The 21,097-nt window shown below is 61.5% G+C and carries 24 protein-coding genes and 1 other RNA gene; 9 read left to right on the top strand and 16 right to left on the bottom strand.

Going from position 1 to position 21,097, the window contains the following annotated elements:
* The first annotated feature begins 57 nt into the window (after positions 1-57).
* Positions 58-216, top strand: a non-coding RNA gene (ssrS, locus tag HFO71_RS23355) — 6S RNA.
* Between the two features lie 84 nt (positions 217-300).
* On the opposite strand, the gene HFO71_RS23350 is transcribed toward ssrS, so the two are convergent.
* The 3 genes from HFO71_RS23350 to HFO71_RS23340 all read right to left on the bottom strand — a co-directional run bounded on the left by HFO71_RS23350 (position 301) and on the right by HFO71_RS23340 (position 2,351).
* Positions 301-1,308, bottom strand: coding sequence for an NAD-dependent epimerase/dehydratase family protein (locus tag HFO71_RS23350; protein ID WP_221968372.1), 1,008 nt, complete (start codon positions 1,306-1,308; stop codon positions 301-303).
* A 97-nt stretch (positions 1,309-1,405) separates the two neighbouring features.
* Complete coding sequence (locus HFO71_RS23345) at positions 1,406-1,942, bottom strand: helix-turn-helix transcriptional regulator (protein WP_077979556.1); 537 nt, start codon at positions 1,940-1,942, stop codon at positions 1,406-1,408.
* Between the two features lie 76 nt (positions 1,943-2,018).
* The gene (locus HFO71_RS23340) at positions 2,019-2,351 is read right to left on the bottom strand and encodes an ArsR/SmtB family transcription factor (RefSeq protein WP_131665518.1); all 333 of its coding nucleotides are present in this window, start codon (positions 2,349-2,351) and stop codon (positions 2,019-2,021) included.
* Between the two features lie 55 nt (positions 2,352-2,406).
* Here HFO71_RS23340 and HFO71_RS23335 point away from each other — a divergent pair, with 55 nt between their 5' ends.
* The 3 genes from HFO71_RS23335 to gnd all read left to right on the top strand — a co-directional run bounded on the left by HFO71_RS23335 (position 2,407) and on the right by gnd (position 4,385).
* Positions 2,407-2,889: an SRPBCC domain-containing protein gene (locus HFO71_RS23335; protein ID WP_077979558.1), complete on the top strand. Its 483-nt coding sequence runs from the start codon at positions 2,407-2,409 to the stop codon at positions 2,887-2,889.
* 11 nt (positions 2,890-2,900) lie between these two features.
* The gene (locus tag HFO71_RS23330) at positions 2,901-3,254 is read left to right on the top strand and encodes a VOC family protein (protein WP_077979559.1); all 354 of its coding nucleotides are present in this window, start codon (positions 2,901-2,903) and stop codon (positions 3,252-3,254) included.
* A gap of 99 nt (positions 3,255-3,353) precedes the next feature.
* Positions 3,354-4,385, top strand: a complete 1,032-nt coding sequence (gene gnd / locus HFO71_RS23325; RefSeq protein ID WP_017962006.1) for a phosphogluconate dehydrogenase (NAD(+)-dependent, decarboxylating) — start codon at positions 3,354-3,356, stop codon at positions 4,383-4,385.
* 178 nt (positions 4,386-4,563) lie between these two features.
* Here the strand turns inward: gnd and HFO71_RS23320 are convergent, their stop codons facing one another.
* Complete coding sequence (locus HFO71_RS23320) at positions 4,564-4,941, bottom strand: DoxX family protein (protein WP_131641676.1); 378 nt, start codon at positions 4,939-4,941, stop codon at positions 4,564-4,566.
* Positions 4,942-5,176: 235 nt separating this feature from the next.
* Between HFO71_RS23320 and mprF the strand changes: the two genes are divergently transcribed.
* Positions 5,177-7,780 carry a bifunctional lysylphosphatidylglycerol flippase/synthetase MprF gene (mprF, locus tag HFO71_RS23315; RefSeq protein WP_131641674.1) on the top strand — a complete coding sequence of 868 codons (2,604 nt, stop codon included), beginning with the start codon at positions 5,177-5,179 and terminating at the stop codon, positions 7,778-7,780.
* Complete coding sequence (locus HFO71_RS23310; protein ID WP_168284252.1) at positions 7,777-9,159, top strand: virulence factor family protein; 1,383 nt, start codon at positions 7,777-7,779, stop codon at positions 9,157-9,159. The genes mprF and HFO71_RS23310 overlap by 4 nt, the downstream gene beginning before the upstream one ends.
* Positions 9,160-9,249: 90 nt before the next feature.
* On the opposite strand, the gene HFO71_RS23305 is transcribed toward HFO71_RS23310, so the two are convergent.
* Genes HFO71_RS23305 through ruvC form a run of 10 tightly spaced genes read right to left on the bottom strand, consistent with a single transcriptional unit; the run spans position 9,250 to position 14,896 of the window.
* Entirely contained in the window at positions 9,250-9,813 is a 564-nt protein-coding gene (locus tag HFO71_RS23305) for a DinB family protein (protein WP_131665514.1), read from the bottom strand.
* 52 nt (positions 9,814-9,865) lie between these two features.
* On the bottom strand, positions 9,866-10,378 hold the full coding sequence (locus HFO71_RS23300; RefSeq protein ID WP_131665513.1) for an NUDIX hydrolase: 513 nt from the start codon (positions 10,376-10,378) through the stop codon (positions 9,866-9,868).
* A gap of 7 nt (positions 10,379-10,385) precedes the next feature.
* Positions 10,386-11,288, bottom strand: a complete 903-nt coding sequence (locus tag HFO71_RS23295) for a metallophosphoesterase (protein WP_131665512.1) — start codon at positions 11,286-11,288, stop codon at positions 10,386-10,388.
* Positions 11,289-12,329 (bottom strand): Holliday junction branch migration DNA helicase RuvB, encoded by a 1,041-nt coding sequence (gene ruvB / locus HFO71_RS23290; protein ID WP_017968121.1) that lies wholly within the window; start codon positions 12,327-12,329, stop codon positions 11,289-11,291.
* Positions 12,326-12,724: a PIN domain-containing protein gene (locus tag HFO71_RS23285; RefSeq protein WP_221988432.1), complete on the bottom strand. Its 399-nt coding sequence runs from the start codon at positions 12,722-12,724 to the stop codon at positions 12,326-12,328. Before HFO71_RS23285 ends, ruvB begins: the two co-directional genes overlap by 4 nt.
* Positions 12,721-12,981, bottom strand: coding sequence for an AbrB/MazE/SpoVT family DNA-binding domain-containing protein (locus tag HFO71_RS23280; RefSeq protein ID WP_017968119.1), 261 nt, complete (start codon positions 12,979-12,981; stop codon positions 12,721-12,723). Before HFO71_RS23280 ends, HFO71_RS23285 begins: the two co-directional genes overlap by 4 nt.
* Before the next feature lie 54 nt (positions 12,982-13,035).
* Positions 13,036-13,650, bottom strand: coding sequence for a Holliday junction branch migration protein RuvA (gene ruvA, locus HFO71_RS23275; protein WP_168284250.1), 615 nt, complete (start codon positions 13,648-13,650; stop codon positions 13,036-13,038).
* A gap of 13 nt (positions 13,651-13,663) precedes the next feature.
* Complete coding sequence (locus HFO71_RS23270; protein WP_131665510.1) at positions 13,664-14,077, bottom strand: type II toxin-antitoxin system VapC family toxin; 414 nt, start codon at positions 14,075-14,077, stop codon at positions 13,664-13,666.
* Positions 14,077-14,328, bottom strand: coding sequence for an AbrB/MazE/SpoVT family DNA-binding domain-containing protein (locus HFO71_RS23265; RefSeq protein ID WP_131665509.1), 252 nt, complete (start codon positions 14,326-14,328; stop codon positions 14,077-14,079). Before HFO71_RS23265 ends, HFO71_RS23270 begins: the two co-directional genes overlap by 1 nt.
* Positions 14,329-14,386: 58 nt before the next feature.
* Positions 14,387-14,896 (bottom strand): crossover junction endodeoxyribonuclease RuvC, encoded by a 510-nt coding sequence (gene ruvC, locus HFO71_RS23260; protein WP_168284248.1) that lies wholly within the window; start codon positions 14,894-14,896, stop codon positions 14,387-14,389.
* 243 nt (positions 14,897-15,139) lie between these two features.
* Between ruvC and HFO71_RS23255 the strand changes: the two genes are divergently transcribed.
* Together HFO71_RS23255 and HFO71_RS23250 are read left to right on the top strand one after the other, a co-directional pair.
* Positions 15,140-17,455 carry a methyl-accepting chemotaxis protein gene (locus HFO71_RS23255; RefSeq protein ID WP_221968375.1) on the top strand — a complete coding sequence of 772 codons (2,316 nt, stop codon included), beginning with the start codon at positions 15,140-15,142 and terminating at the stop codon, positions 17,453-17,455.
* 125 nt (positions 17,456-17,580) lie between these two features.
* Entirely contained in the window at positions 17,581-18,582 is a 1,002-nt protein-coding gene (locus HFO71_RS23250) for an LLM class flavin-dependent oxidoreductase (RefSeq protein WP_221968378.1), read from the top strand.
* Between the two features lie 94 nt (positions 18,583-18,676).
* Here the strand turns inward: HFO71_RS23250 and HFO71_RS23245 are convergent, their stop codons facing one another.
* Positions 18,677-19,423 (bottom strand): YebC/PmpR family DNA-binding transcriptional regulator, encoded by a 747-nt coding sequence (locus HFO71_RS23245; RefSeq protein WP_077979570.1) that lies wholly within the window; start codon positions 19,421-19,423, stop codon positions 18,677-18,679.
* A gap of 141 nt (positions 19,424-19,564) precedes the next feature.
* Between HFO71_RS23245 and HFO71_RS23240 the strand changes: the two genes are divergently transcribed.
* Positions 19,565-20,068: a pyridoxamine 5'-phosphate oxidase family protein gene (locus HFO71_RS23240; protein WP_012758860.1), complete on the top strand. Its 504-nt coding sequence runs from the start codon at positions 19,565-19,567 to the stop codon at positions 20,066-20,068.
* A gap of 96 nt (positions 20,069-20,164) precedes the next feature.
* Here the strand turns inward: HFO71_RS23240 and HFO71_RS23235 are convergent, their stop codons facing one another.
* Positions 20,165-21,010 carry an MBL fold metallo-hydrolase gene (locus tag HFO71_RS23235; RefSeq protein ID WP_077979571.1) on the bottom strand — a complete coding sequence of 282 codons (846 nt, stop codon included), beginning with the start codon at positions 21,008-21,010 and terminating at the stop codon, positions 20,165-20,167.
* Between the last annotated feature and the right edge of the window lie 87 nt (positions 21,011-21,097).

Raw genomic sequence — 21,097 nt, 5'->3', positions numbered from 1 at the left:
AGGGGCCGCCTTCCGTCGCCACTGGCGCGCCAGCACAAACGACCTTATATATCGCCATGCGGTCTGCGCCTCTCGACAGGAACCACAATCCCTGGGGCCATACTCGATCCAAAGGGAGCTGTCCCTGGCCAGGCCCGTGGGCCTGGACACACGGCGCCCACCTACGTTTGTAGGCACCCAGGATCGTAAACATCCATCGGTGGTCGTGGATCGCACCCTTTCCTTCTATTTTCAGCGAAGACGCGGGATCGACAGCGAGCATCAGGAAGGTTCTTGTCGGAAAGAGCAACGATTTCGCTCTCAGCGGCGATCGTCGTCTTGTCCTTGGCATACCGGGTAAGGTCCTTCGGCGAAGACCTCGTCGTGATAGCCCTTGGAGCCGACATTCAGCGCCAAAGGGCTTCGCCACTCCCTGTTGTCGCGCAGGCAATCAAGCACGAAACGGAAACCATATCGCGGCTGCCAGCCGAGCTCCCGCCTTGCGCGTTCGTTGACGTAGACGCGGTCGAGTGTCGGGAACATTTTCCAGCCGCGTGATGCGTAAAGGGCGCCTGCACCTGGGAACAGTCGTTCGACGACGTGAGGCGCATCGTGCCGGATCGCGGCGAGATCACTTGCCGAAAACGGCGTCGTGGCGGAGATGATGTAGCGGCCAAAGCCGATTGCCGGCGCCTTTTCGAGCGCCAGCAGATGGGCGCCGACCACGTCGCTGATATCGACGCGGCGGTGAAGAAGCTCGTTGGCCTGGGCATTCTCTGCCGAATAGCTGTTGCGAATGTCAGGATCGTCGTCGTTTTCGGGGAAGAAGCGCGACGTTCTGAGAATGACCACCGGCAGGCCGAATTGGCGGGCGAAGAGTTCGCACAAACCTTCGGCGGCGAGTTTCGTCACGCCGTAGATGTTTTTCGCGACGGGAAGCACGTCCTCGGTCACCCATGCCGCCGGTTCGCCGGCAGCCGGCGTCAATGCCGCACCGAAGGTGCTGGTGGTGCTGGTGAAGACGACGCTGACAACGCCTGCGGCGACCGCTTCTTCGAGCAGGTTGAGGGTGCCGGCGATATTGGTGTCGAGAAAATCGTAATTGCCGTGGGTTGCCACATGCGGCTTGTGCAGCGTTGCGGCATGGATGACGTGGCTGATGCCTGACATTGCCTGCCGGACGAAGGCGCGATCACTGATCGAGCCGACCATGTCGGTAAAAGCCGAGGGCTTGATATCGATGCCGCGCACCCAGCGGCTTTCCGCCCTCAAGGTCCGCATCAGCGCCTCGCCGAGATGGCCGGCACTTCCCGTCACCAATATCGTCATCACATCGTCTCCTGACCGTTCGGCGGCGGACGCTATAAAGACTGATGTTTCCGGACAACGCATAAATTATGCATGGGAGTGCAGGAAAGCTTGAGGCTCAGCCGATGGTCGTAACAAGGCGGCCGGCGCTGCCGTCGGAAAGCATGATCCGTTCCCAGGTCACGCGGCCGGCGGCGATCGGCAGCAGCGCATTGCCGTTGGCGCCGGTATCGAGGGTCAACGACGAGAGCCTGCCCTCATGCCAGCCGCGCTCCTCCAGCGACTGCTCGGCGGCGGCGATTTCGGCGGAGGCATAAGAGAACAGAGAACGGCCGAGAAAGGCGCCGAGCGGCGCCCGCCACTCCGCCTGTCGTGGGCGAGAGGCGGAGAGCAGACGGTGGGTGCGGTCGCAGATCAGATGCACCGGCCGGACGGAATCCTCGACCAGCCGCTTCAGCGCCGCATCGACTGCTGCATATTGCGGGGAGGCGAAAATCCGTTCCAGCTTGATGGCCTGTTCGGGCGAGAGAGCGAGCTGATTACGCTCCCAGCGCGAGACCGTCGCCTGGTTGACGCCGAGGAGTTCGGCGAGATGTTCCTGCTTCATGCTGCGCAGCAGCCGCATGCGGCGTAAGCCGGCGCCCGATATCGTCATTTGCCTGATCCCGTGCCGTTTTGGCCAGCATAAGGCTTCGGCTGACCGACCGGCAAGCTGTGGGGCGGCTGGATCATCATTCGGACTGGCCCTCGAGGTCGCCCTTCAGCCGGTCGAGAATCGACAGGGAATGGCCGGCATAGGCGCTGATCCAGCGGTCATAGATGTGTTTGATCGGCAGGCTGTTCAGGTGGTTCCAGCGCTCGCGGCCTTCCTTCCTGGCGATGAGCAGGTCAGCCTCTTGCAGCACCTTCAGATGCAGCATCACCGTACAGCGATCCATCTGCGGAAACATCTCGCAAAGGGTCCCTGTGGTTTGGGGGCCATCCTTGAGCAGATCGAGGATTTCGCGGCGGCGATGATGCGCCAGCGCCTTGAAAACGGGGTCGTCGGTTGATTCGCTTGACATGTTATGTTTTTATAACATAATGGTGCCAGGCACAATGGAGAAGAGGAGAAGTGTCATGTCTCTTGGAATTCGCGTTTCCGGCCGTATCGGCCGCCCCGTCGCCGAGGTTTTCGACGCCGTCGTCAACCCGAAGAAACTCAGCAGCTATTTCACCACGATCGGCGGAGCGAGTGCGCCGCTCGTGAAGGGCACGACGGTGACCTGGTGGAAGGATGCGCCGGTCGAGGTCGTCGATCTGGTGCCGGAAAGCCGCATCGTGCTGCGCTGGGATGGCGGCACTGGCGAAGACAAGGCGACCTACAAGACGCTGGTGGAGATGGACTTCAAGCCGCTGGAGGATGGTGGCACGCTGGTGACGATTGCGGAGAACGGCTGGCGCGAGGACGCGGCCGGCCGGCGCGGCACCTATCTCAACTGCGAAGGTTGGACGCAAATGCTCTGCAGCATGAAGGCCTTCGTTGAATATGGCATCAATCTGCGCGAAGGCATGTTCCTCAGCGAAATGAAGGGCGAGCCGGCCAGCGCGCCGGACGTTTGAGGAGAAAGGTCATGACGGAACTTCTTTATGGCGGCGTCGATATTGCGATGAAGGTGCCGCCGCACCAGTATCAGGCGACGGTCGCCTTCTATCGCGATGTCATCGGCCTCAAACAGATCGGCGAAGGGGATGCGGCGCTGTTCGCTCTCGGGCCGATCCGGCTCTGGATAGACGAGGTGCCGGCGATGAGCCAGGCCGAGCTCTGGCTGGAGTTGATGACACCGGATCTCGAGAGGGCTGCCACGCATCTCGAAAGGGCCGGTGTCATTCGCTGCGATCCGATCGAGGCGTTGCCGGAGGATCTGCGCGGCGCCTGGATCGTCAATCCGGCCGGTATCGTGCATCTGGTGCGCGAGGCGCAATAGTCGCATTCGTCAATATGACCGAGACTTCGCTTGCCTGTCACACCGCGGGTGCTAATTTCCGGATTCGATACTTCATTTTCGGTTTCCAGGAGATTCATTATGCAGCTTGGCATGGTTGGTTTGGGCCGCATGGGCAATTATATGGTCCAGCGCTTGATGCGAGGCGGTCACGAATGCGTTGTCTATGACGCAAGGCCGGAAAGCGTTGCCGAGCTCGCAGGCCTCGGCGCGACCGGCAGTGCTTCGCTCGCGGAATTCGTCTCGAAGCTCGCCCATCCGCGCGCGATCTGGCTGATGCTGCCGGCGGCGATCGTCGACAAGGTACTGGCGAGCCTGGTGCCGTTGCTTGAGAATGGCGATATCGTCATCGACGGCGGCAACTCCTATTATCATGACGATATCCGCCGCGGCGCCGACCTCATCACCAAGGGCATCCACTATGTCGATGTCGGCACCAGCGGTGGCGTCTTCGGCCTTGAGCGCGGTTATTGCCTGATGATCGGCGGCGAGAAGGGCATCGTCGAACACCTTTCCCCAATCTTCGCGACGCTGGCGCCCGGCGTCGGCAAGACCGAAGCCTCGCCGAACCGGAGCCCCGAAGCGGCCGCGGTCAGCACCGCGGAACAGGGTTACCTGCATTGTGGCCCGCATGGTGCCGGTCATTTCGTCAAGATGGTGCATAACGGCATCGAATACGGCCTGATGGCTGCCTATGCCGAAGGTATCAATATTCTGAAACATGCCAATATCGGCGCTGCCTCGCACGAGGCGGATGCGGAAACCGCGCCGCTCGCCCATCCGGAACATTTCCAATACGACTTCAACCTGCAGGATGTCGCCGAAGTCTGGCGCCGCGGCAGCGTCATCACCTCCTGGCTGCTCGATCTCACAGCCGATGCGCTGCATGCTGATCCGGCACTGGCCAAATATGCGGGCCGGGTTTCGGACAGCGGCGAAGGCCGCTGGACCATCATGGCGGCAATTGACGAAAGCGTGCCGACGCCGGTGCTGAGTGCTGCGCTCTACGGCCGTTTCTCCTCGCGCGACAATGACGAATTCGCCAATAAGGTGCTGTCGGCGATGCGCGCGGGCTTCGGCGGCCATGTGGAAAAGCCGGCCGCGAAATCCTGAAACAATCGAAAGTGCTACAGCGTCCTGCGGCTCTCGAAAGACGCGTGGCGCTGTAGCGCGCGCCGTCATAGCCGAGCCGACGGTGCAGGTAGCGGGCGACCGCGACGGAGGCGGATGCTGCCGTCGCGCGCTACGCCGCGCATGCACGGGCAGGCGCCGAGCCGGCGGCATGACTGCTTCACATCGCGCCGGCGGCTGCGATCAGCAGACCGCCGATGATCGCCATGTTTGTCTTCCAGGTATTGATCGCGCTGTCGCGCGCCGTTCCCTGCATGTCCCAGAAATTCAGCAGCATGACGGTGGCCGCCAGCGTGAAGATGATGAGACCGAATGCCGCTGCCGCGACGAACAGGCCGAGCATCAGCAGGATGCCGGCGACGATCTGGAACATGCTGCCCAAGACCAGCACTCCTTTCGCAAAAGGGACGCCGCGAGCTTCGATCGCGTCGGTCAGCGGCACGATAACGAAAAAATGATGAATGCCGCCAGCGACATAGAGGCCGCCCAGCAGCAGACGTCCGAGGGCAAGTATTACGAAGGCCGGGCCATCTTGCATATCGAACCGTTCTCCCGCGTCTCGAATCTCGTTGAGGGCAAGGCTCTGCTGAAGCTTACGAAAATGCAATGTGCCGCGACGCTCGTCTGCGCAAATTCGCCCCAATTGAGGATGATTGAGGCGCAGGCGGCAGGGCTGGGGTAGCGGCGGCATGGCTTCATAGAGCTTATATGCCTCTCATGTTACGTCATCTGAAATGATACCCGCCCAGCTGGCAGTCACAGTAGGTACGCGAATGTCGGGGCACGGCGATTTGGAAGAGATTGAAGAAACGGACGGGTTTTCTTTCGGCGGGCTCTTCAGACGGTACAGAACACCGCTGTTGGCAGCCGCGTCACTCGTGGTCTTCTGCCTCGTCGGTTACGCGATCATGCAGCTCACCAACGAGGTGCGCTATGACGACGTCGTCGGTGCGCTGGCCGCCACCAGGCCGAGCGCGATCCTGCTTGCGTTGTTCTTCACGGCGCTCAGTTTCCTCGCGCTGATCTTCTACGATCTCAACGCCATCGAGTACATCGGCAAGAAGCTGCCCTTTCCGCATGTGGCGCTGACGGCGTTCAGTGCCTATGCCGTCGGCAATACCGCCGGTTTCGGCGCGCTTTCGGGTGGTGCGATCCGCTACCGCGCCTATACCCGCCTCGGGCTCTCGCCGGAGGATATCGGCCGCATCATCGCCTTCGTCACGCTGTCCTTCGGTCTCGGGCTCGCGGGCGTTGCGGCGATCGCCCTCATCGTCATCGCCGACGAGATCGGTCCGCTGATCGGGGTCAGCGCCTTCCTCCTGCGGTTGATCGCCGGTTCGATCGTCGCCATTCTGGGCGCGGTGATGATTATCGGCCGTGACGGGCGCGTGCTCGATCTTGGGCCTGTGGCAATCCGCCTGCCGGATTCGCGTACCTGGTCGCGGCAGTTCCTCGTCACCGCTTTCGATATCGCCGCCTCGGCGTCGGTACTGTATGTGCTGCTGCCGCAGACGGCCATCGGCTGGCCGGTCTTCCTCGCCGTCTATGCGATCGCCGTCGGTCTCGGCGTGCTCAGTCACGTTCCGGCCGGGCTCGGCGTGTTCGAGACCGTGATCATCGCCTCGCTCGGCAGCGCGGTGAACATCGATGCCGTGCTCGGATCGCTGGTGCTCTACCGGCTGGTCTACCATGTGCTGCCGCTGCTGATCGCCGTGCTCGCGGTCTCGGCGGCGGAGCTGCGGCGCTTCGTCGACCATCCGGCCGCCTCCAGCATGCGGCGCATCGGCGGGCGGCTGATGCCGCAGCTGCTGTCGGCTCTCGCACTGCTGCTCGGCGTCATGCTGGTGTTTTCAAGCGTCACGCCGACGCCGGACCAGAACCTCGAATTCCTCTCCAACTATCTGCCACTGCCGATGGTCGAAGGAGCGCATTTTCTCTCCAGCCTGCTGGGGCTGGCCCTCGTTGTCGCCGCGCGCGGCCTCGGCCAGCGGCTCGATGGCGCCTGGTGGGTGGCCGTGTTCTCGGCGCTTGCCGCGTTGACTTTGTCGCTGCTGAAGGCGGTCGCGCTCGTCGAAGCCGCTTTTCTCGCCTTCCTCATCTTCGGGCTCTTCGTCAGCCGCCGGCTCTTTACCCGCCAGGCCTCGCTGCTCAACCAGGCGCTGACGGCGTCCTGGCTGATGGCGATCGCCGTGATCGTCGTCGGCGCCGTCGTCATCCTGCTCTTCGTCTATCGCGACGTCGAATACAGCAACCAGCTCTGGTGGCAGTTCGAATTCACCGCCGAGGCGCCGCGCGGGCTGCGCGCCGTGCTCGGCATCACCATCATCTCGTCGGCGATCGCCGTCTTCAGCCTGCTCCGGCCGGCCGCCTTCCGACCGGAGCAGGCGACGGACGAGGCGCTGGCGCGTGCCGTCGAGATCGTCATGAAGCAGGGCAATGCCGACGCCAATCTGGTGCGCATGGGCGACAAGAGCATCATGTTCTCGGAAAACGGCGATGCCTTCATCATGTATGGCCGACAGGGCCGCTCCTGGATCGCGCTGTTCGATCCGGTCGGCGACCATCGCGCCGTGCAGGAACTCGTCTGGCGTTTCGTCGAAGCTGCGCGTGCCGCCGGCTGCCGGGCCGTGTTCTACCAGATATCGCCGGCGCTGCTGTCCCATTGCGCCGATGCCGGCCTTCGCGCCTTCAAGCTCGGCGAACTGGCGGTGGCCGATCTCAGGACCTTCGAGATGAAGGGCGGAAAATGGGCGAACCTTCGCCAGACCGCAAGCCGCGCCCAGCGCGACGGGCTTGAATTCGCTGTCGTCGAACCGCAGGACGTGCCGTCGGTGATCGGTGATTTAGCGGCCGTTTCTACGGCTTGGCTCGAGCATCATAATGCCAAGGAAAAGGGATTCTCGCTCGGCGCCTTCGATTCCGATTACGTCTCCTCGCAGCCGGTCGGCATCCTGAAAAAGGACGGCAGGATCGTCGCCTTCGCCAATATCCTCGTGACCGAATCCAGACAGGAGGGCACGATCGATCTCATGCGCTTCTCGCCGGACGCGCCGAAGGGCTCGATGGACTTTCTCTTCGTGCAGATCATGGAATATCTGCGCGGGCAGGGTTTCACCCACTTCAATCTCGGCATGGCACCGCTCTCCGGCATGTCGAAACGCGAGGCGGCGCCCGTCTGGGACCGCATCGGCAGCACCGTCTTCGAACACGGCGAGCGCTTTTATAACTTCAAAGGCCTTCGGGCATTCAAATCCAAGTTTCATCCGCACTGGCAACCGCGCTATCTTGCGGTCTCCGGAGGAGGCAATCCGATGATCGCGTTGATGGACGCGACATTTCTGATTGGGGGCGGATTGAAAGGGGTAGTGAGAAAATGATCAGGACAATCCTTCTTGCCACGGCATGCGCCTGGATGCTCGCGGCCGCACCGGCTGATGCCGCCGAGGAAACCACGCAGAGCTTCGAAACCGGGCTCATTCCGTCGCCGCACATCTTCCTGCCGGAAGGGGAGGTGAAGGGCACGGTAATGCTGATCTCGGATGCGGCCGGCTGGGGCGACTATGAGAAGGGCGAAGCCGACAGGTTGGTCGCCGAAGGCGCCGTCGTCATCGGCGTCGACTTTCCATCCTATATCCAGGCGCTCAGCCGCTACGACGTCAGCCTCAACGACGGCTGCGTCTATATGGTCTCGGACATCGAATCGCTGAGCCAGCAGGTGCAGCGCGCGACCGGCAACAGCGCCTATCACCTGCCGATCGTCGCCGGCATCGGCGAGGGCGGGGCCTTGGCGCTGGCGATCGCCGCGCAAACACCGGATGCGACGATCGGCCAGACACTTGCCGTTAATCCGGTCGCCGGCATTCCGCTTGCCAAGGAGCTTTGCACGCCGGCGTCGAAGCAGGTGTTCGGTGAACGCACCATCTATGGCCTCAGCGACGGCATCCTGCCGGACCCGATCATTACCGTCTTCACGCCTGATGCCAACAAGGATGGCCGAGCGCATGCCGAGGCGCTGAAGAAGGCCCATGACGAGATCGAGATCCGCGATTCCACCGACGATGCGCAGACGGCGTTTGCCGATACGCTCGACGATCTCGTCACCGCCTCCGGCGCTTTCGGCAACCCGCTCGGCCTGCCGCTGGCGGTGCTCGAGGCAACGCCGGCCTTCGATACGATGGCGGTGATCTATTCCGGCGACGGCGGCTGGCGCGACATCGACAAGGAGGTCGGCGGCACGCTGCAGAAGGAAGGTATTCCGGTCGTCGGCGTCGATTCGCTCCACTATTTCTGGTCGGAGCGCAAGCCGGAGGAGACCGCTGCCGATCTTTCGAAGATCATCGATTTCTATCGCAAGCAGTGGAAGGTGAAGCACGTGCTACTCGTCGGCTATTCCTTCGGTGCCGATGTCGTGCCCGCCACCTACCAGCTTCTCAAGCCAGCCGAAAAGTCGGCGGTGGCGCAATTGTCGCTGCTGTCGCTTTCGCACCAAGTGGACTACGTCATCTCTGTTCTCGGCTGGCTCGGCCAGAAGACGGAAGGGGCGGGAGGTGATCCCGTCGGAGATCTGAAGAACATCGATCCGAAGCTCGTGCAATGCATCTACGGCAAGGACGACGATGACGATGTCGCCTGTCCGGCGGTTAGGGATAGCGGCGCCGAGGTCATCGAGCTGCCCGGCGATCATCACTTCGACGAAAATTACGACTTGCTCACCAAGACCATCATCGACGGGCTGAAGAGACGGCTGCAGAATTAATGCGTGTGACGCAAAAGCGTACAGCGCTTTTGGGGCCAAGACATGCAGCAAATTGAGACCTAGAGCGCCCTGCGCGTCCGATAGGGCGTGCTAACGCATCAGCTTCTCTTCGCTCCAGCCGAGATCTGTAAGCTCGCTGCCGCGGAACCGGGCATCGTCGGCAACGATGAATTCGTCGAGTTGCGGCGGAGCGACGCTGGTGCCGGAGAGCATCGCGTGCACCTGTCCTCGATGATGGGTCTGATGCTGGAAGAGGTGGGCCAGCACGTCCTCCATCCGCTCCTCTTGGATGCGGTCGCCGCGATGGAGGCTGATGGTCGAGGTGAGCCTCTCCGGCGTCAGGGCCTCGCAAAGCGCCGTCAGGCGCTGATCGACCTTCGCCTGCGCTTCTGCCAGCGAGGAAACGTCACGGAACGGTTCGTCTACCTCGAACGCCTTGAGCCCGAGCGTGCCGCCTTCAAGGCCGTCGACATAGAACCAGTCGACCGTGATGATATGGTTCAAGGTTTCCTTGATCGAGGGGAAGAAGCTGGTGCGCGGCCCTTCGAATTCGCCGGGCTTCAATGTAGCGCAGGCCTGAAGCAGCCGGCGGTTGGCAAGGGCGTTGTTATAGGCAAGTTTGCGGAATGGCCTGACAGGATCGAAGGTCGGCATCGGCGCATCTCCTCTTTAAGCGCTTTTGGCTACAGCACCGGGCGCCTTAACATCAGTCTTTGCCGTCGAGATCGCCGTCCCGCCAGACGAGATGACGTGGCACAACGGGAAGGTTTTCGATTTCATCGGCGATGAAATAGGGCGGGATGTCGAGTGCGCACAGGGCATTACGCGTTGCCGGCACCCATTTGAACTCGAGATGGTTATCGCCGTCCTCGACCCGATGGATGATCTCGCCGGACAAAAAGGGGAATTCCGGCGGGAGGTCCATCAAGTAATAGAGACCGAGTTCATGCCAGTCGCGCTGTTCGTAGCGGAAGAAGTTCTCGACGATCCACAGCAGCCGATGGACGGTCACCTCAACGCCCAGTTCCTCCACCATCTCCCGTTTGAGCGTTTCCTCCGACGTCTCACCGATTTCCGCCCTGCCGCCTGGAAAGGTCCAGAAGGGCTCATGCACGGCGCGATGGACGAGCACGTGGCCGTCGCGAAAGCCGAGGCCGGCGATGCGATAGTTGAAACGCTCACCGCCCGCATTCAGGCGGATGAGAGTGCGCTTGGCCATGCCATTCTTATCCAAGATCGATGACGACAATTTCCGGCGGCACGCCGAAGCGCACCGGTGCGATGGAGCAGCCGAGGCCGCCGGAAACGATGATATTACGCCCCTCCTCGATCATATGGCCATAGGCATAGCGGTTGCCGTAACGCGAGGGGACGATCGGCGAACGGCCGAGGAGGCGGATCTGTCCGCCATGGGTGTGGCCCGATAGCGTCAGCGAGACACGCTCGGGCACGCGTGGAAAGATATCGGGCTCATGAGCGAGCAGAATGACGGGCGCATCGTCTGTAACCTGAGCCATCGTTCCCTCGAGATCGTCGAGGCCGCGCATCTGCGTGCGACGCCATTTCCTGCCGGGCAGCAGCGCCAGCTGATCTTCGAGGCCTGCCAGCCAGAAGCCGCGGCCATCCTTTTCGAGCCGAACGGCGCGGTTGCCATAGACCGGGATGCCGACGTCGGCGAGAGCCCGATGTCCGAATGTTTCCATCCCGCCGTTCTTCTGGGCGGTCCTATCTTCCCACCAATCATGGTTGCCCATGACTGCATGGACGCCGAGAGGGGCCTGCAAGGTGGCGAGCGCCTTCGACCATTGGCTCGAATGCACGTACTGCGTCACCATGTTCATGCCGGCGGCGTAATCGCCGAGCAGGACGGTGACGTCGCCTTCGAGTTCATTCGCCCTGTGGCAGATCGCGGCAATGCGGCTTGCCGACATCCAGGGTTCACAGGCATGGAGATCGGCGAGCGCAACGACGCGCAGCTTGAGCCCTGGCGTCCATCCGGGCGGCGTCAGCCGATAGCGGGTGATGGCGAGCCGCGCGAGCGGTTCATAGGCGAAGGCATAACCACCGAGCGACATGACGCCTGCGACACCGCCGCCCAGAACCTTGAAAAATCCGCGGCGGGTGATCACTCAGTTGTCCTCCTGGAACAGCCGGAACTGCGCAGCCTCCATATCCTTGGGCGGTTGCATTCCCAGATGTTTCCACGCGATTGCGGTCAGAACACGGCCGCGTGGCGTGCGCTGGATGAAACCCTGTTGGATCATGTAGGGCTCGATGATATCTTCAATCGCGTCGCGCGGCTCCGAAAGGCCGGCGGCGATGGTTTCGATGCCGACCGGGCCGCCGCCGAAATTGACGGCAATCATGTTGAGGTAACGTTTGTCGAGCTGGTCGAAGCCGACATTGTCGACCAGCAGGCGGGTCAGCGCCTCGTCGGCGATCTCGCGGGTGACGGCTTCCGCTCTTGCCACCTCGGCGAAGTCGCGCACGCGCCGCAGCAGCCGGCCGGCGATGCGCGGGGTGCCGCGGGCGCGTCTTGCGATTTCGCGGGCGCCCTCCTCGGTGATCGGCAGGTTCATCAGCCGCGCGCCACGGCGCACGATCAGTTCCAGCTCCTCGACGGTGTAGAAGCTCAGGCGCACCGGAATGCCGAAACGGTCGCGTAGCGGCGTCGTCAACAGGCCGAGGCGGGTGGTGGCCGCCACCAGCGTAAATTTTGACAGGTCGATCTTCACCGAGCGAGCGGCAGGGCCTTCCCCGATGATCAGGTCGAGCTGGAAATCTTCCATGGCCGGATAGAGGATTTCCTCGACGGCCGGATTGAGGCGATGGATTTCGTCGATGAAGAGCACATCACGCTCCTCGAGATTGGTGAGCAGGGCAGCGAGATCGCCGGCCTTGGCGATAACCGGGCCCGACGTCGAGCGAAAGTTGACGCCGAGCTCTTTGGCCATGATCTGCGCCAGCGTCGTCTTGCCGAGGCCGGGCGGCCCGACGAAGAGCACATGGTCCAGCGCTTCGCCGCGGTTTTTCGCCGCCTCGATGAAGACCTTGAGATTGGCGCGCGCCTCCGCCTGGCCGGTGAACTCGTCCAGCGATTGCGGGCGCAACGTGATATCAAGGTCTTCGCCCCGCTTTTCCGGCGATATCAGGCGGGCGGATTCGCTCATGTCAAAAGTTCCATTCCAGGTATGGTTTTTGCGGCTTGGGCATCAAATGTCCTGGTTGTCACGCAGCCCGCATCACGATTACGAAGGGCGATGAAGACATCTGCGAATTCTGCATTCGTCCGCACCATGATTGCGAGCGTCTCCTCGACTACTCTTTCATCTTCAAGGATCAGGTCGGCCGAGTCCAACAAGTCCGAAATCGCCTCCATGATCTGTTCTCTCTTCAGCTTGATTCGTTGTCTCAAGAACCACGCGCATTCCATCAGCGTGATGCAACTGATATAGCCGGGTGCCGTATCGGACAGGCTCGCGAAGAGCGTTGTGACCTTCTCCGTCTGGACGAGATCGTCCTTCAGGAGGAAGCGCAGCATAATATTGGTGTCGAGGCCAATCATCTTGCACTAGTCACGTGATCGGCGATGGCTTCCCCAATCGCCTCGTCCATTTGCGTCAAAGTGATCGTCGGTCGGTTCGGATCGTGAAACTTGCCTGCAAGGTCGATGGCGCGTTTGTTCTTGGCTTTCATGATGATTTCGCCATCGCGGTTGATGTAGCGGATCCTGTCTCCGGACTTCAGATTCAGCAATTCACGAACTTCAGCCGGGATTGTTGTCTGGCCCTTCGATGTCATCGTACCGTAGTAGATATTCATGCGGATCTCCTTACCATTCGAGTTTAGTAAGGAATTTCGATATATTCAAGGAGATCAACGCGCCAGTTCCTTTAATCCCAGCCTGATCAGCTTGGCGCTATCGGCGCCGTCGCCTGCCGTCTTCATTGCCGCGGCAATCGCGTTCGCCGCCTGGTCGCGGGAATAGCCGAGGTTGGTCAGCGCGGAAACCGCATCGGCGACAGGCGCGGCCGCGACCCCTTCGCCGAGTTCCTGCTTGAGGGCGATATTGATCGCTTCCCCGGCAAAGGCCGGCGCCCGGTTCTTGAGCTCGGTGACGAGGCGCATCGCCACTTTGGGACCGACGCCTGGCGCACGCGAGACGGCGGCGCGGTCCTGCAGGGCGATCGCATTGGCAAGTTCGCCTGGCGTCAGCGTCGAGAGCACGGCGAGCGCCACCTTGGCGCCGACGCCCTGGACGCTCTGGAGCAGGTTGAACCATTCCCGCTCCAGCGCCGTCATGAAGCCGAAGAGCTTCAACTGGTCCTCGCGCACATAGGTCTCGATGTAGAGCACGCAGGCCTCGCCGGCCGAGCCGAGCTTGGACAGGGTGCGGGCCGAGCAATGGGCGACGTAGCAAACGCCGTGCACGTCGACGAGCACATAGTCTTCGCCGATCTCGTCTATGGTGCCTTTCAGCTTGCCGATCATGGGTCGCCGTCTCTCAGGGATGCGTTTCGGGGGTTATAAGGTCAACGGAGGGGAAATAGGAGCGGTATCCGCTGGGATCGCGGGTCAAAATTCTGTAGCCCCTTATCGCCGCATGCGCGCCGATGAAGAAATCGGGCAGTATCCGTTCGCGCCCACCACCGGCGCGACGGTAAAGCCGGAAGGCCGCAGCAGCGGCGAATGCAGCCGGCCAAGGCAGATTCTCGCGGCGGAATTCATCCTGCGGCAGCAGTCGATCGACTTCGTCCACGTCGTCGTACCGAACGGAAAATTCGGAATAGATGACCGGGTTTATGAGGACAGGACCGTCTTTGAAGACGTCAAGCATCCTTCGCCGCGACCAACCGTGCCAGTCCGAACCGACCACGGCCAGATCGACAAGTATGTTCGTATCGACAAGTGTGGCCATCAGCGATCACGGGTCATCGACATAAGGTCTTCGGCATCGATCTCCTGATCGCCAGTGCCCTCGAGACGACGGATCGTCTGTATGAAACGATCCAGGCGGCCGCGATCCTCGATCTCCTGCTTGCTGTTCTTCGGCGAGAGAACGAGCTTGCCGCCCTCTATCGAGAAAATGACCTCGCTATTGGCCTCGATGCCGACAAGTTCCCTGAGATCACGAGGAATGGTGACCTGCCCTTTGGACGTAACTCGCATCTTTGTTGCTCCTTCACAGTAAGAATTATCCTTACCAATGGAACAAGTCAAGAACAAGCTATCCGGCCAATGCCTGCCGCATTCGGTTGCTGCCGCGATTATGCGCATGGCAGATGGCGATCGCCAAGGCGTCGGCGGCGTCGTTGCCCTTGAATTCGACCTTCGGCATCAGGATCTTCAACATCAGGTGGATCTGTTGCTTTTCGCCATGGCCGACGCCGATGACGGCCTTCTTCACGGCGTTCGGCGCATATTCGGAGACCGGCAGCCCGGCGCGCGCCGGTACCAGCATGGCAATGCCGCGGGCCTGACCAAGCTTCAGGGTCGCCACCGCATCCTTGTTGACGAAGGTCTGTTCGACGGCCGCCTCATCCGGCTTATAGCTGTGGACGATCTCCGCCAGGCCGTCATGCAATTGGCAAAGGCGGGAGGCAAGGTCCATGTCTCCATCGGAGGTCACGGTTCCGGATGCCACAAACCGCAGGGAATTGCCTGATGTCTCGATGATTCCCCAGCCGGTGCGGCGAAGCCCGGGATCGATACCGACGATGCGAATCGTATTTTGCATGGTTCAACCTATAGCCATTGCGAAATAACTGCCATTGATATGTGAACAAAACAAAAACATTCCCGGATTTCGGCCCTGCCATTTACCGCGAATTAAAACAGATGCCTGAATTCTGGTCATCGAATACGAGAGGGGCTTCTTTTCGCGAGGATTTAAGCCCCGATGTTCTGTTTATAGGCCAGTTGATCAGGCTGCGGTGCGTGCCCGCGCTTGGCAGGCGCGTTCAGAAGGGGTTCGTCGTACATGGCTCGGAGATTCCAATCCCTGTCCTTTAAGGTCATCGCCACATTCATTCTGCTGACCGTGCTGTCGATCGCGGTCATCGATGTGCTTGCCTATTTCGCCAGCAGCCGCATTTCCGACGAGCAGGCGCTGAAGGCCAAGGAAAGTGTGCTGATCTTTCGCGGCGACATGCTGCAGGACCAGCTGACCCAGCTTGAAAACCAGGCCAATTCCATCGCGCGCATCGAGGCGCTGCAGATGTCGATCACCAATCTGAAGAGCGGCTGGAAGACCATCGAGAAGACCGCGGGCGACGCCCGGGCCGAGCTGAAGAAGGTTTTCATAGCGGGCAATCCCAACCCCGCCGACCAGCGCGAGAAGCTCATCAAGCCGGAAGGGCCGAGCGGCTTTTATTATTCGAGCCATGAGAAGACGCAGGGCGAAGTCGCCCGCGACCTCGATGGTACCGCCTTCAGCGATCTGCTGATCGTCGATCTCGAGGGCACCGTGCTCTATTCCTATAAGAAGGAAGACGATTTCGCCGAAAATCTGAAGTCGGACGCCTGGAAGGCGACCGGCGCCGGCATCGCTTTCGCCAAGGCGATCGAGAATACCGCCAAGGCGACCGATGACGCCGCGCCGACAGGCTTTTCCGGCCTTCGCGTCGATGCCGGCAGCGGCAAGTCGGCGATCTTCTATGCCGTGCCGATCGTCAAGCTTGGGGCGGCCAAGGGCATCATTCTCTTCAAGGTGCGCGACGACATCGTCACCGGCATCCTCGCCAAGGGCATCGTTCAGGGCAGCACGGCGCGGGCGGCGATCGTCTCCGGCGATGGCTCCGCCGTCGGGCTCGACGGAAGCGGCAAGCTCGCGACGCTCGATGTTACGCCCTTCACCTTCATCAAGGATGCGCTTGCCAGTTCGGCGATGACGGTTGCCGATTTCGACCGGGCGGATGGTGCGGCTCGTGCCTATGTCCGCGGCATCGACTATCGCGGCGACCGCTTCCTCGTGGTCGAGAGTGTGCTCCTGAGCGAGCTCAATGCCGGCTCGATCGAGATCGCCACCCTGCTGACGATGATCGGCATCGGCGTGCTCGTTGTCATGGCGATCACAACCGGGCTCGTTACCAATTTGCTGTTTTCGCCGCTTGCGCGGCTTGCCGGTGTCACCCGCGATGTCGCCGACGGCAAGCTCGACAGCGAGATCGGCAGCCTGAACCGCAAGGACGAGATCGGCACGATGGCCAATGCGCTGGACCGCTTCCGCCACTCGCTGATCGAAAGCCGCGAGCTCGAAGCCGCCAGCGAAGAGACGCGCCTGCAGGCCGAGCAGGATCGCCAGCAGAATCTGGCCGAGCGCGAGGCCGAGGCCAAGACGCTGCAGCAGGTGGTCGAGGCGATTGACGAGGGCCTGCATCATCTGGCGAGCGGCGATCTCGCCTATCAGATCGATACCCGTTTCCCGAACGAGCTCGAAAGCCTGCGCGTCAATTTCAACGAGGCGCTGGCAACGCTCAGCGAAACCATGACGGCCATCGGCGGCAACTCGATGGCGGTGCGCGCCGGCTCAGAGGAGATGCGCACCGGCGCCGACGAACTTGCCGGGCGAACCGAGCGCCAGGCCGGCTCGATCACCGAGACGGCGAATGCGATCAGCGCCATCACACAGTCGGTCCGCCGGCAGATCGAGCGAGCCGAGCAGGCCGAGCGCATCGCCCGCGACGCCAAGAAGGAGACGACCGGCTCAGGCCAGATCATGCACGAGACGATCGCGGCGATGGAGGCAATCCAGGCCTCTTCGCGCCAGATCAACACGATCATCTCCGTCATCGACGACATCGCCTTCCAGACCAACCTCCTGGCGCTCAATGCCGGTGTCGAGGCGGCGCGCGCCGGCGAATCCGGCAAGGGCTTTGCCGTCGTCGCCATGGAAGTGCGCGAGCTGGCCCAGCGTTCGTCGAGTGCGGCCAAGGAGATTTCCAGCCTGCTGCAGAAATCGACGCATGAGGTCGAAAGCGGCGTTACGCTTGTGGAAAAAGCGGGCGTTGCCCTGATGGGCATCGGCGCCCATGTCGAGGCGATCAACGGGCAGATCAACGAGATCATGAGTGCGACCCGCGAGGAGGCCAATACGCTGCGCGAGATCAATAACGCCGTTGCCGAACTCGACGCGATGACGCAGCAGAACGCCTCGATGGTCGAAGAGACGACGGCGGCGATCCACCGGCTGGCGTCGGAAGTCCTGGAAATGGACCGCCAGCTCGGCAATTTCACGCTGCCGCCCGGCCACCACCAGCCGAGCGCCGAGGTGCATGTGCTGCGCCGTCACCGGTAAACGATCGTTTCTGACCTTGCAGAAGGGTCGCGCTCGCGCGGCCTTTTTGTTTGCGTCCATGGTTTGGAATGGTGCGGGCGCGAACCTACATAGACGGCATCGTTCAACTGCCCGGCAGGTTTCCCATGGTTCCCTTCTCCATACTCGACCTTTCCCCCGTTGCCGAAGGCAGCAGCGTGCGCCAATCCCTCGATGGCTCGGCGCGGATGGCTGTGAAGGCCGAGGAATTCGGTTACAAGCGCTTCTGGCTTGCCGAACATCACGGCATGCCGGGGATCGCCAGCGCTGCCACATCAGTCGTCATCGGCCATGTCGGCGCTGCGACCAAGCGCATCCGCATCGGCTCCGGCGGCATCATGCTGCCTAATCATTCGCCGCTTGTTATCGCCGAGCAGTTCGGCACGCTGGAGGCGCTCTTCCCCGGCCGTATCGATCTCGGCCTCGGGCGCGCACCGGGAACGGACATGCGTACGGCACAGGCGCTACGGCGCAACCTCGAGGCCGGCGCAAACAGCTTCCCGAACGACGTGGTGGAACTGCAGCAACTTCTCGATACGCCGGTCGAGAACCAGGCGATCCTCGCGGTTCCCGGCAATGGCTCACATATCCCGATCTGGCTGCTCGGCTCCAGCCTCTACAGTGCCCAGCTTGCCGGCATGCTGGGGCTTCCCTATGCCTTCGCTTCGCACTTCGCGCCCGACATGCTGCTCGATGCGATCGCGATCTACCGCGACCGCTTCCAGCCCTCGGCGACGCTCGACAAGCCCCATGTGATGGTTGGCGTGATGGGTGCGGTGGCGGCGACAGATGAGGAGGCTCGCTACCATTTCACTTCTGCAGAGCAGCAGTTCGTCAATCTGCGCCGCAATGTCCGCGGCCGGTTCCCGCGTCCGGTGGCCGATATGGCGGACTTCTGGTCGCCGATGGAGAAGATGAATGTCGAACACACACTGCGTTATGCCGTGGTCGGCTCGCCGAAGACGGCGGAGGCGAAACTGACGGAGTTTCTACAGGAAACGCAGGCCGACGAGGTGATCATCTCGATGCCGATCCACGACATCGAGGCGCGGCTGACATCGGTGGAACTATTCGCGGGGCTGGGAAATTTCATGCGAGCCGCCGCTTAGGATCTACGCAAGGCGCACTCTGACGGCGCCATCTTTCCGGCAAATAAAAACCCGGCGTTGTGCCGGGTTTTTATTTGATACCTGCCTGAGGAGATCAGGCCGAGAGCTTCGCCAGCACTTCTTCCGAGACCTCGAAGTTGGAATAGACGTTCTGCACGTCGTCATCGTCTTCCAGGCTGTCGATGAGTTTCAGCAGCGACTGGGCTTTTTCCTCGTCTACCGGCACGTTGTTCTGGGCACGCCAGACGGCCTTGACGGTTTCGGCTTCGCCGAGGTTCGATTCCAGCGCTTTTGCCACTTCGCCGAGGGCTTCGAAGGCGCAGGTGATGTAGTGGCCGTCTTCGTCGGTCTCGACGTCGTCGGCGCCGGCTTCGATCGCGGCTTCCATCACCTTGTCGCCATCGCCGACGGAAAGCTTGTAAGTGATTTCGCCGACATGGTCGAAGGAGAAGGAAACGGAGCCGGTTTCGCCGAGAGCGCCGCCGGCCTTGGTGAAGCTCGAGCGGACGTTGGAGGCGGTGCGGTTGCGGTTGTCGGTCAGGGCTTCGACGATGATCGCCGTGCCGCCGGGGCCATAACCTTCATAGCGGACTTCATCATAATTTTCGCCGTCGGCACCGGCTGCCTTCTTGATGGCGCGGTCGATATTGTCCTTCGGCATGGACTGGGCCTTGGCGTTCTGGATCGCCAGGCGAAGGCGGGCGTTCATCGTCGGGTCGGGCAGGCCGGCCTTTGCGGCAACGGTGATTTCGCGCGCAAGCTTGGAGAACATTTTCGACCGCACGGCATCCTGACGGCCTTTGCGGTGCATGATGTTTTTAAACTGTGAATGGCCAGCCATGGCACCCCTGTTCACGTCTCATTGTTCGGAATGGGCCGCCTTATAAGAGCGAAACGGCACCCGTTCAAGGAAAAAGCAGTTCGGAACAAAGGTGAGGGGATGACGTTTCAACCGAACTCCATCCAACGGAAAGGAACGGTCATGGCAAGTCTCAGTGAGGCGCAGGAACATCCAGCACGTCAGCTCTGGGATCAGGTCAACGATGTTCATGCCGGCATGCTCGGAATTTCCGGACTGGACATGCACATGCAGCCGATGGCGCCGCATGCCGATCCCACCACCAACACAATCTGGTTCTACACCAAGACCGATGCCGACATCGTGCGTGCCATCAAGCCCGGCAGCCGCGCGCATTTCTGCGTTATCGGCAAGGATCACGACTATCACGCCTGCCTCGCCGGTGTGATCGAGGTGCATCCTGACCCCTCCAAGATCGAGGAATATTGGAGCTCGATCGTCGCGGCCTGGTATGACGGCGGCAAGAAGGACCCCAAGCTCACTATGCTGTCCCTCCATGTCGACGATGCCGAGATCTGGGTTTCCACGGGCAACAAGCTGAAATTCGGCTGGGAGATCGCCAAGGCCAATCTCGACGACGACAAGATGCCGGATGTCGGCATCAAGCGCCATCTGCAGTTCGCCTGACGCGCAGTGCTCCTGCATAATTCAAAGTGCTACAGCGTCCTTTGCGCGTCTAAAAAGACGCGCGGCGCTGTAAAGTAGGAAAACCGCGGGGCCTTTTTACTGCACGCCCTTCAACACATAGATCAGCGGCTTTTTCGGCAGCGTACGCATCGAGACGATGATGCTGTCATCGGGCGCATTGGCGACGTCGAAATCCTTGCCGAACATCGAGACGAAGGCTTCGACCGGCGGGCCGCGCCGGTGCATCGGTAGGATCAGCGACGAGCGTAGCCGCTTGATGACGCGGCTCATGCTGTCGGCGCCCATGGTTAGGCCGCCATCGACGGGGACCATGACGACGTCGAGGCGGCCGATCTCGGTATAATGGGTATCCGTCAGTTCGTAATGCAGGTGGCCGAGATGGCCGATGCACAGGCCGGCGATCTCGAAGATGAAGATGGAATTGCCGTTCTCGTGCGAGCCGCCGAGGCCATAGCTGAAGCGGATATCCGTCGTGACGTTGCGGATATAGGCATCGCCGACGACCAGATTCACATTGGCCTTCTCGTCCGGAACATCGCTCCACCCGTGCAGTACGTGCTTGATGCCCGGATCGGGCGCCAAGGTGAAGTGGGTCGAGTGGGCCTTGTTCATGGTCACGACGTCGGGCATCGTCGCCGGCCTGTACCAGCCATTATAGTCTGTCGCGATGACGATGCCGCCCGGGGTCTCGATCGCGAAGGTGGAGTGGCCGAGGAAGGTGAGTTTGACGTCCTCGCCCTCGGAGACGGCAGGCACCAGCGGCGGGGTGCCGGAAAAGCTTGCGAAGGTCACTTTGGGGATGGTTTGCGCGATCGCCTGGCACTGGCTGACCGGCGGCCGCTGCTCTTGTGCCCCGGCGAGATTCGGCGCGGCGAAGGCCGCAAGGCATGCGATAGCGAGGACAAGATATCGCGGCTTCATGCCACCCCTCCGGCGCTCTATCACCCTTCAATCGGCGCATAATCCTTTCCGAAAATCGATCCCGATTTTCGGGGTTATGCGCGAGTG

Origin of the sequence: Rhizobium laguerreae, from assembly GCF_019778565.1 — a bacterium.
GTDB lineage: Bacteria > Pseudomonadota > Alphaproteobacteria > Rhizobiales > Rhizobiaceae > Rhizobium > Rhizobium laguerreae.
Note: the sequence above shows the minus strand (reverse complement) of the source record. Positions and strands in the feature narration are given on the sequence as shown.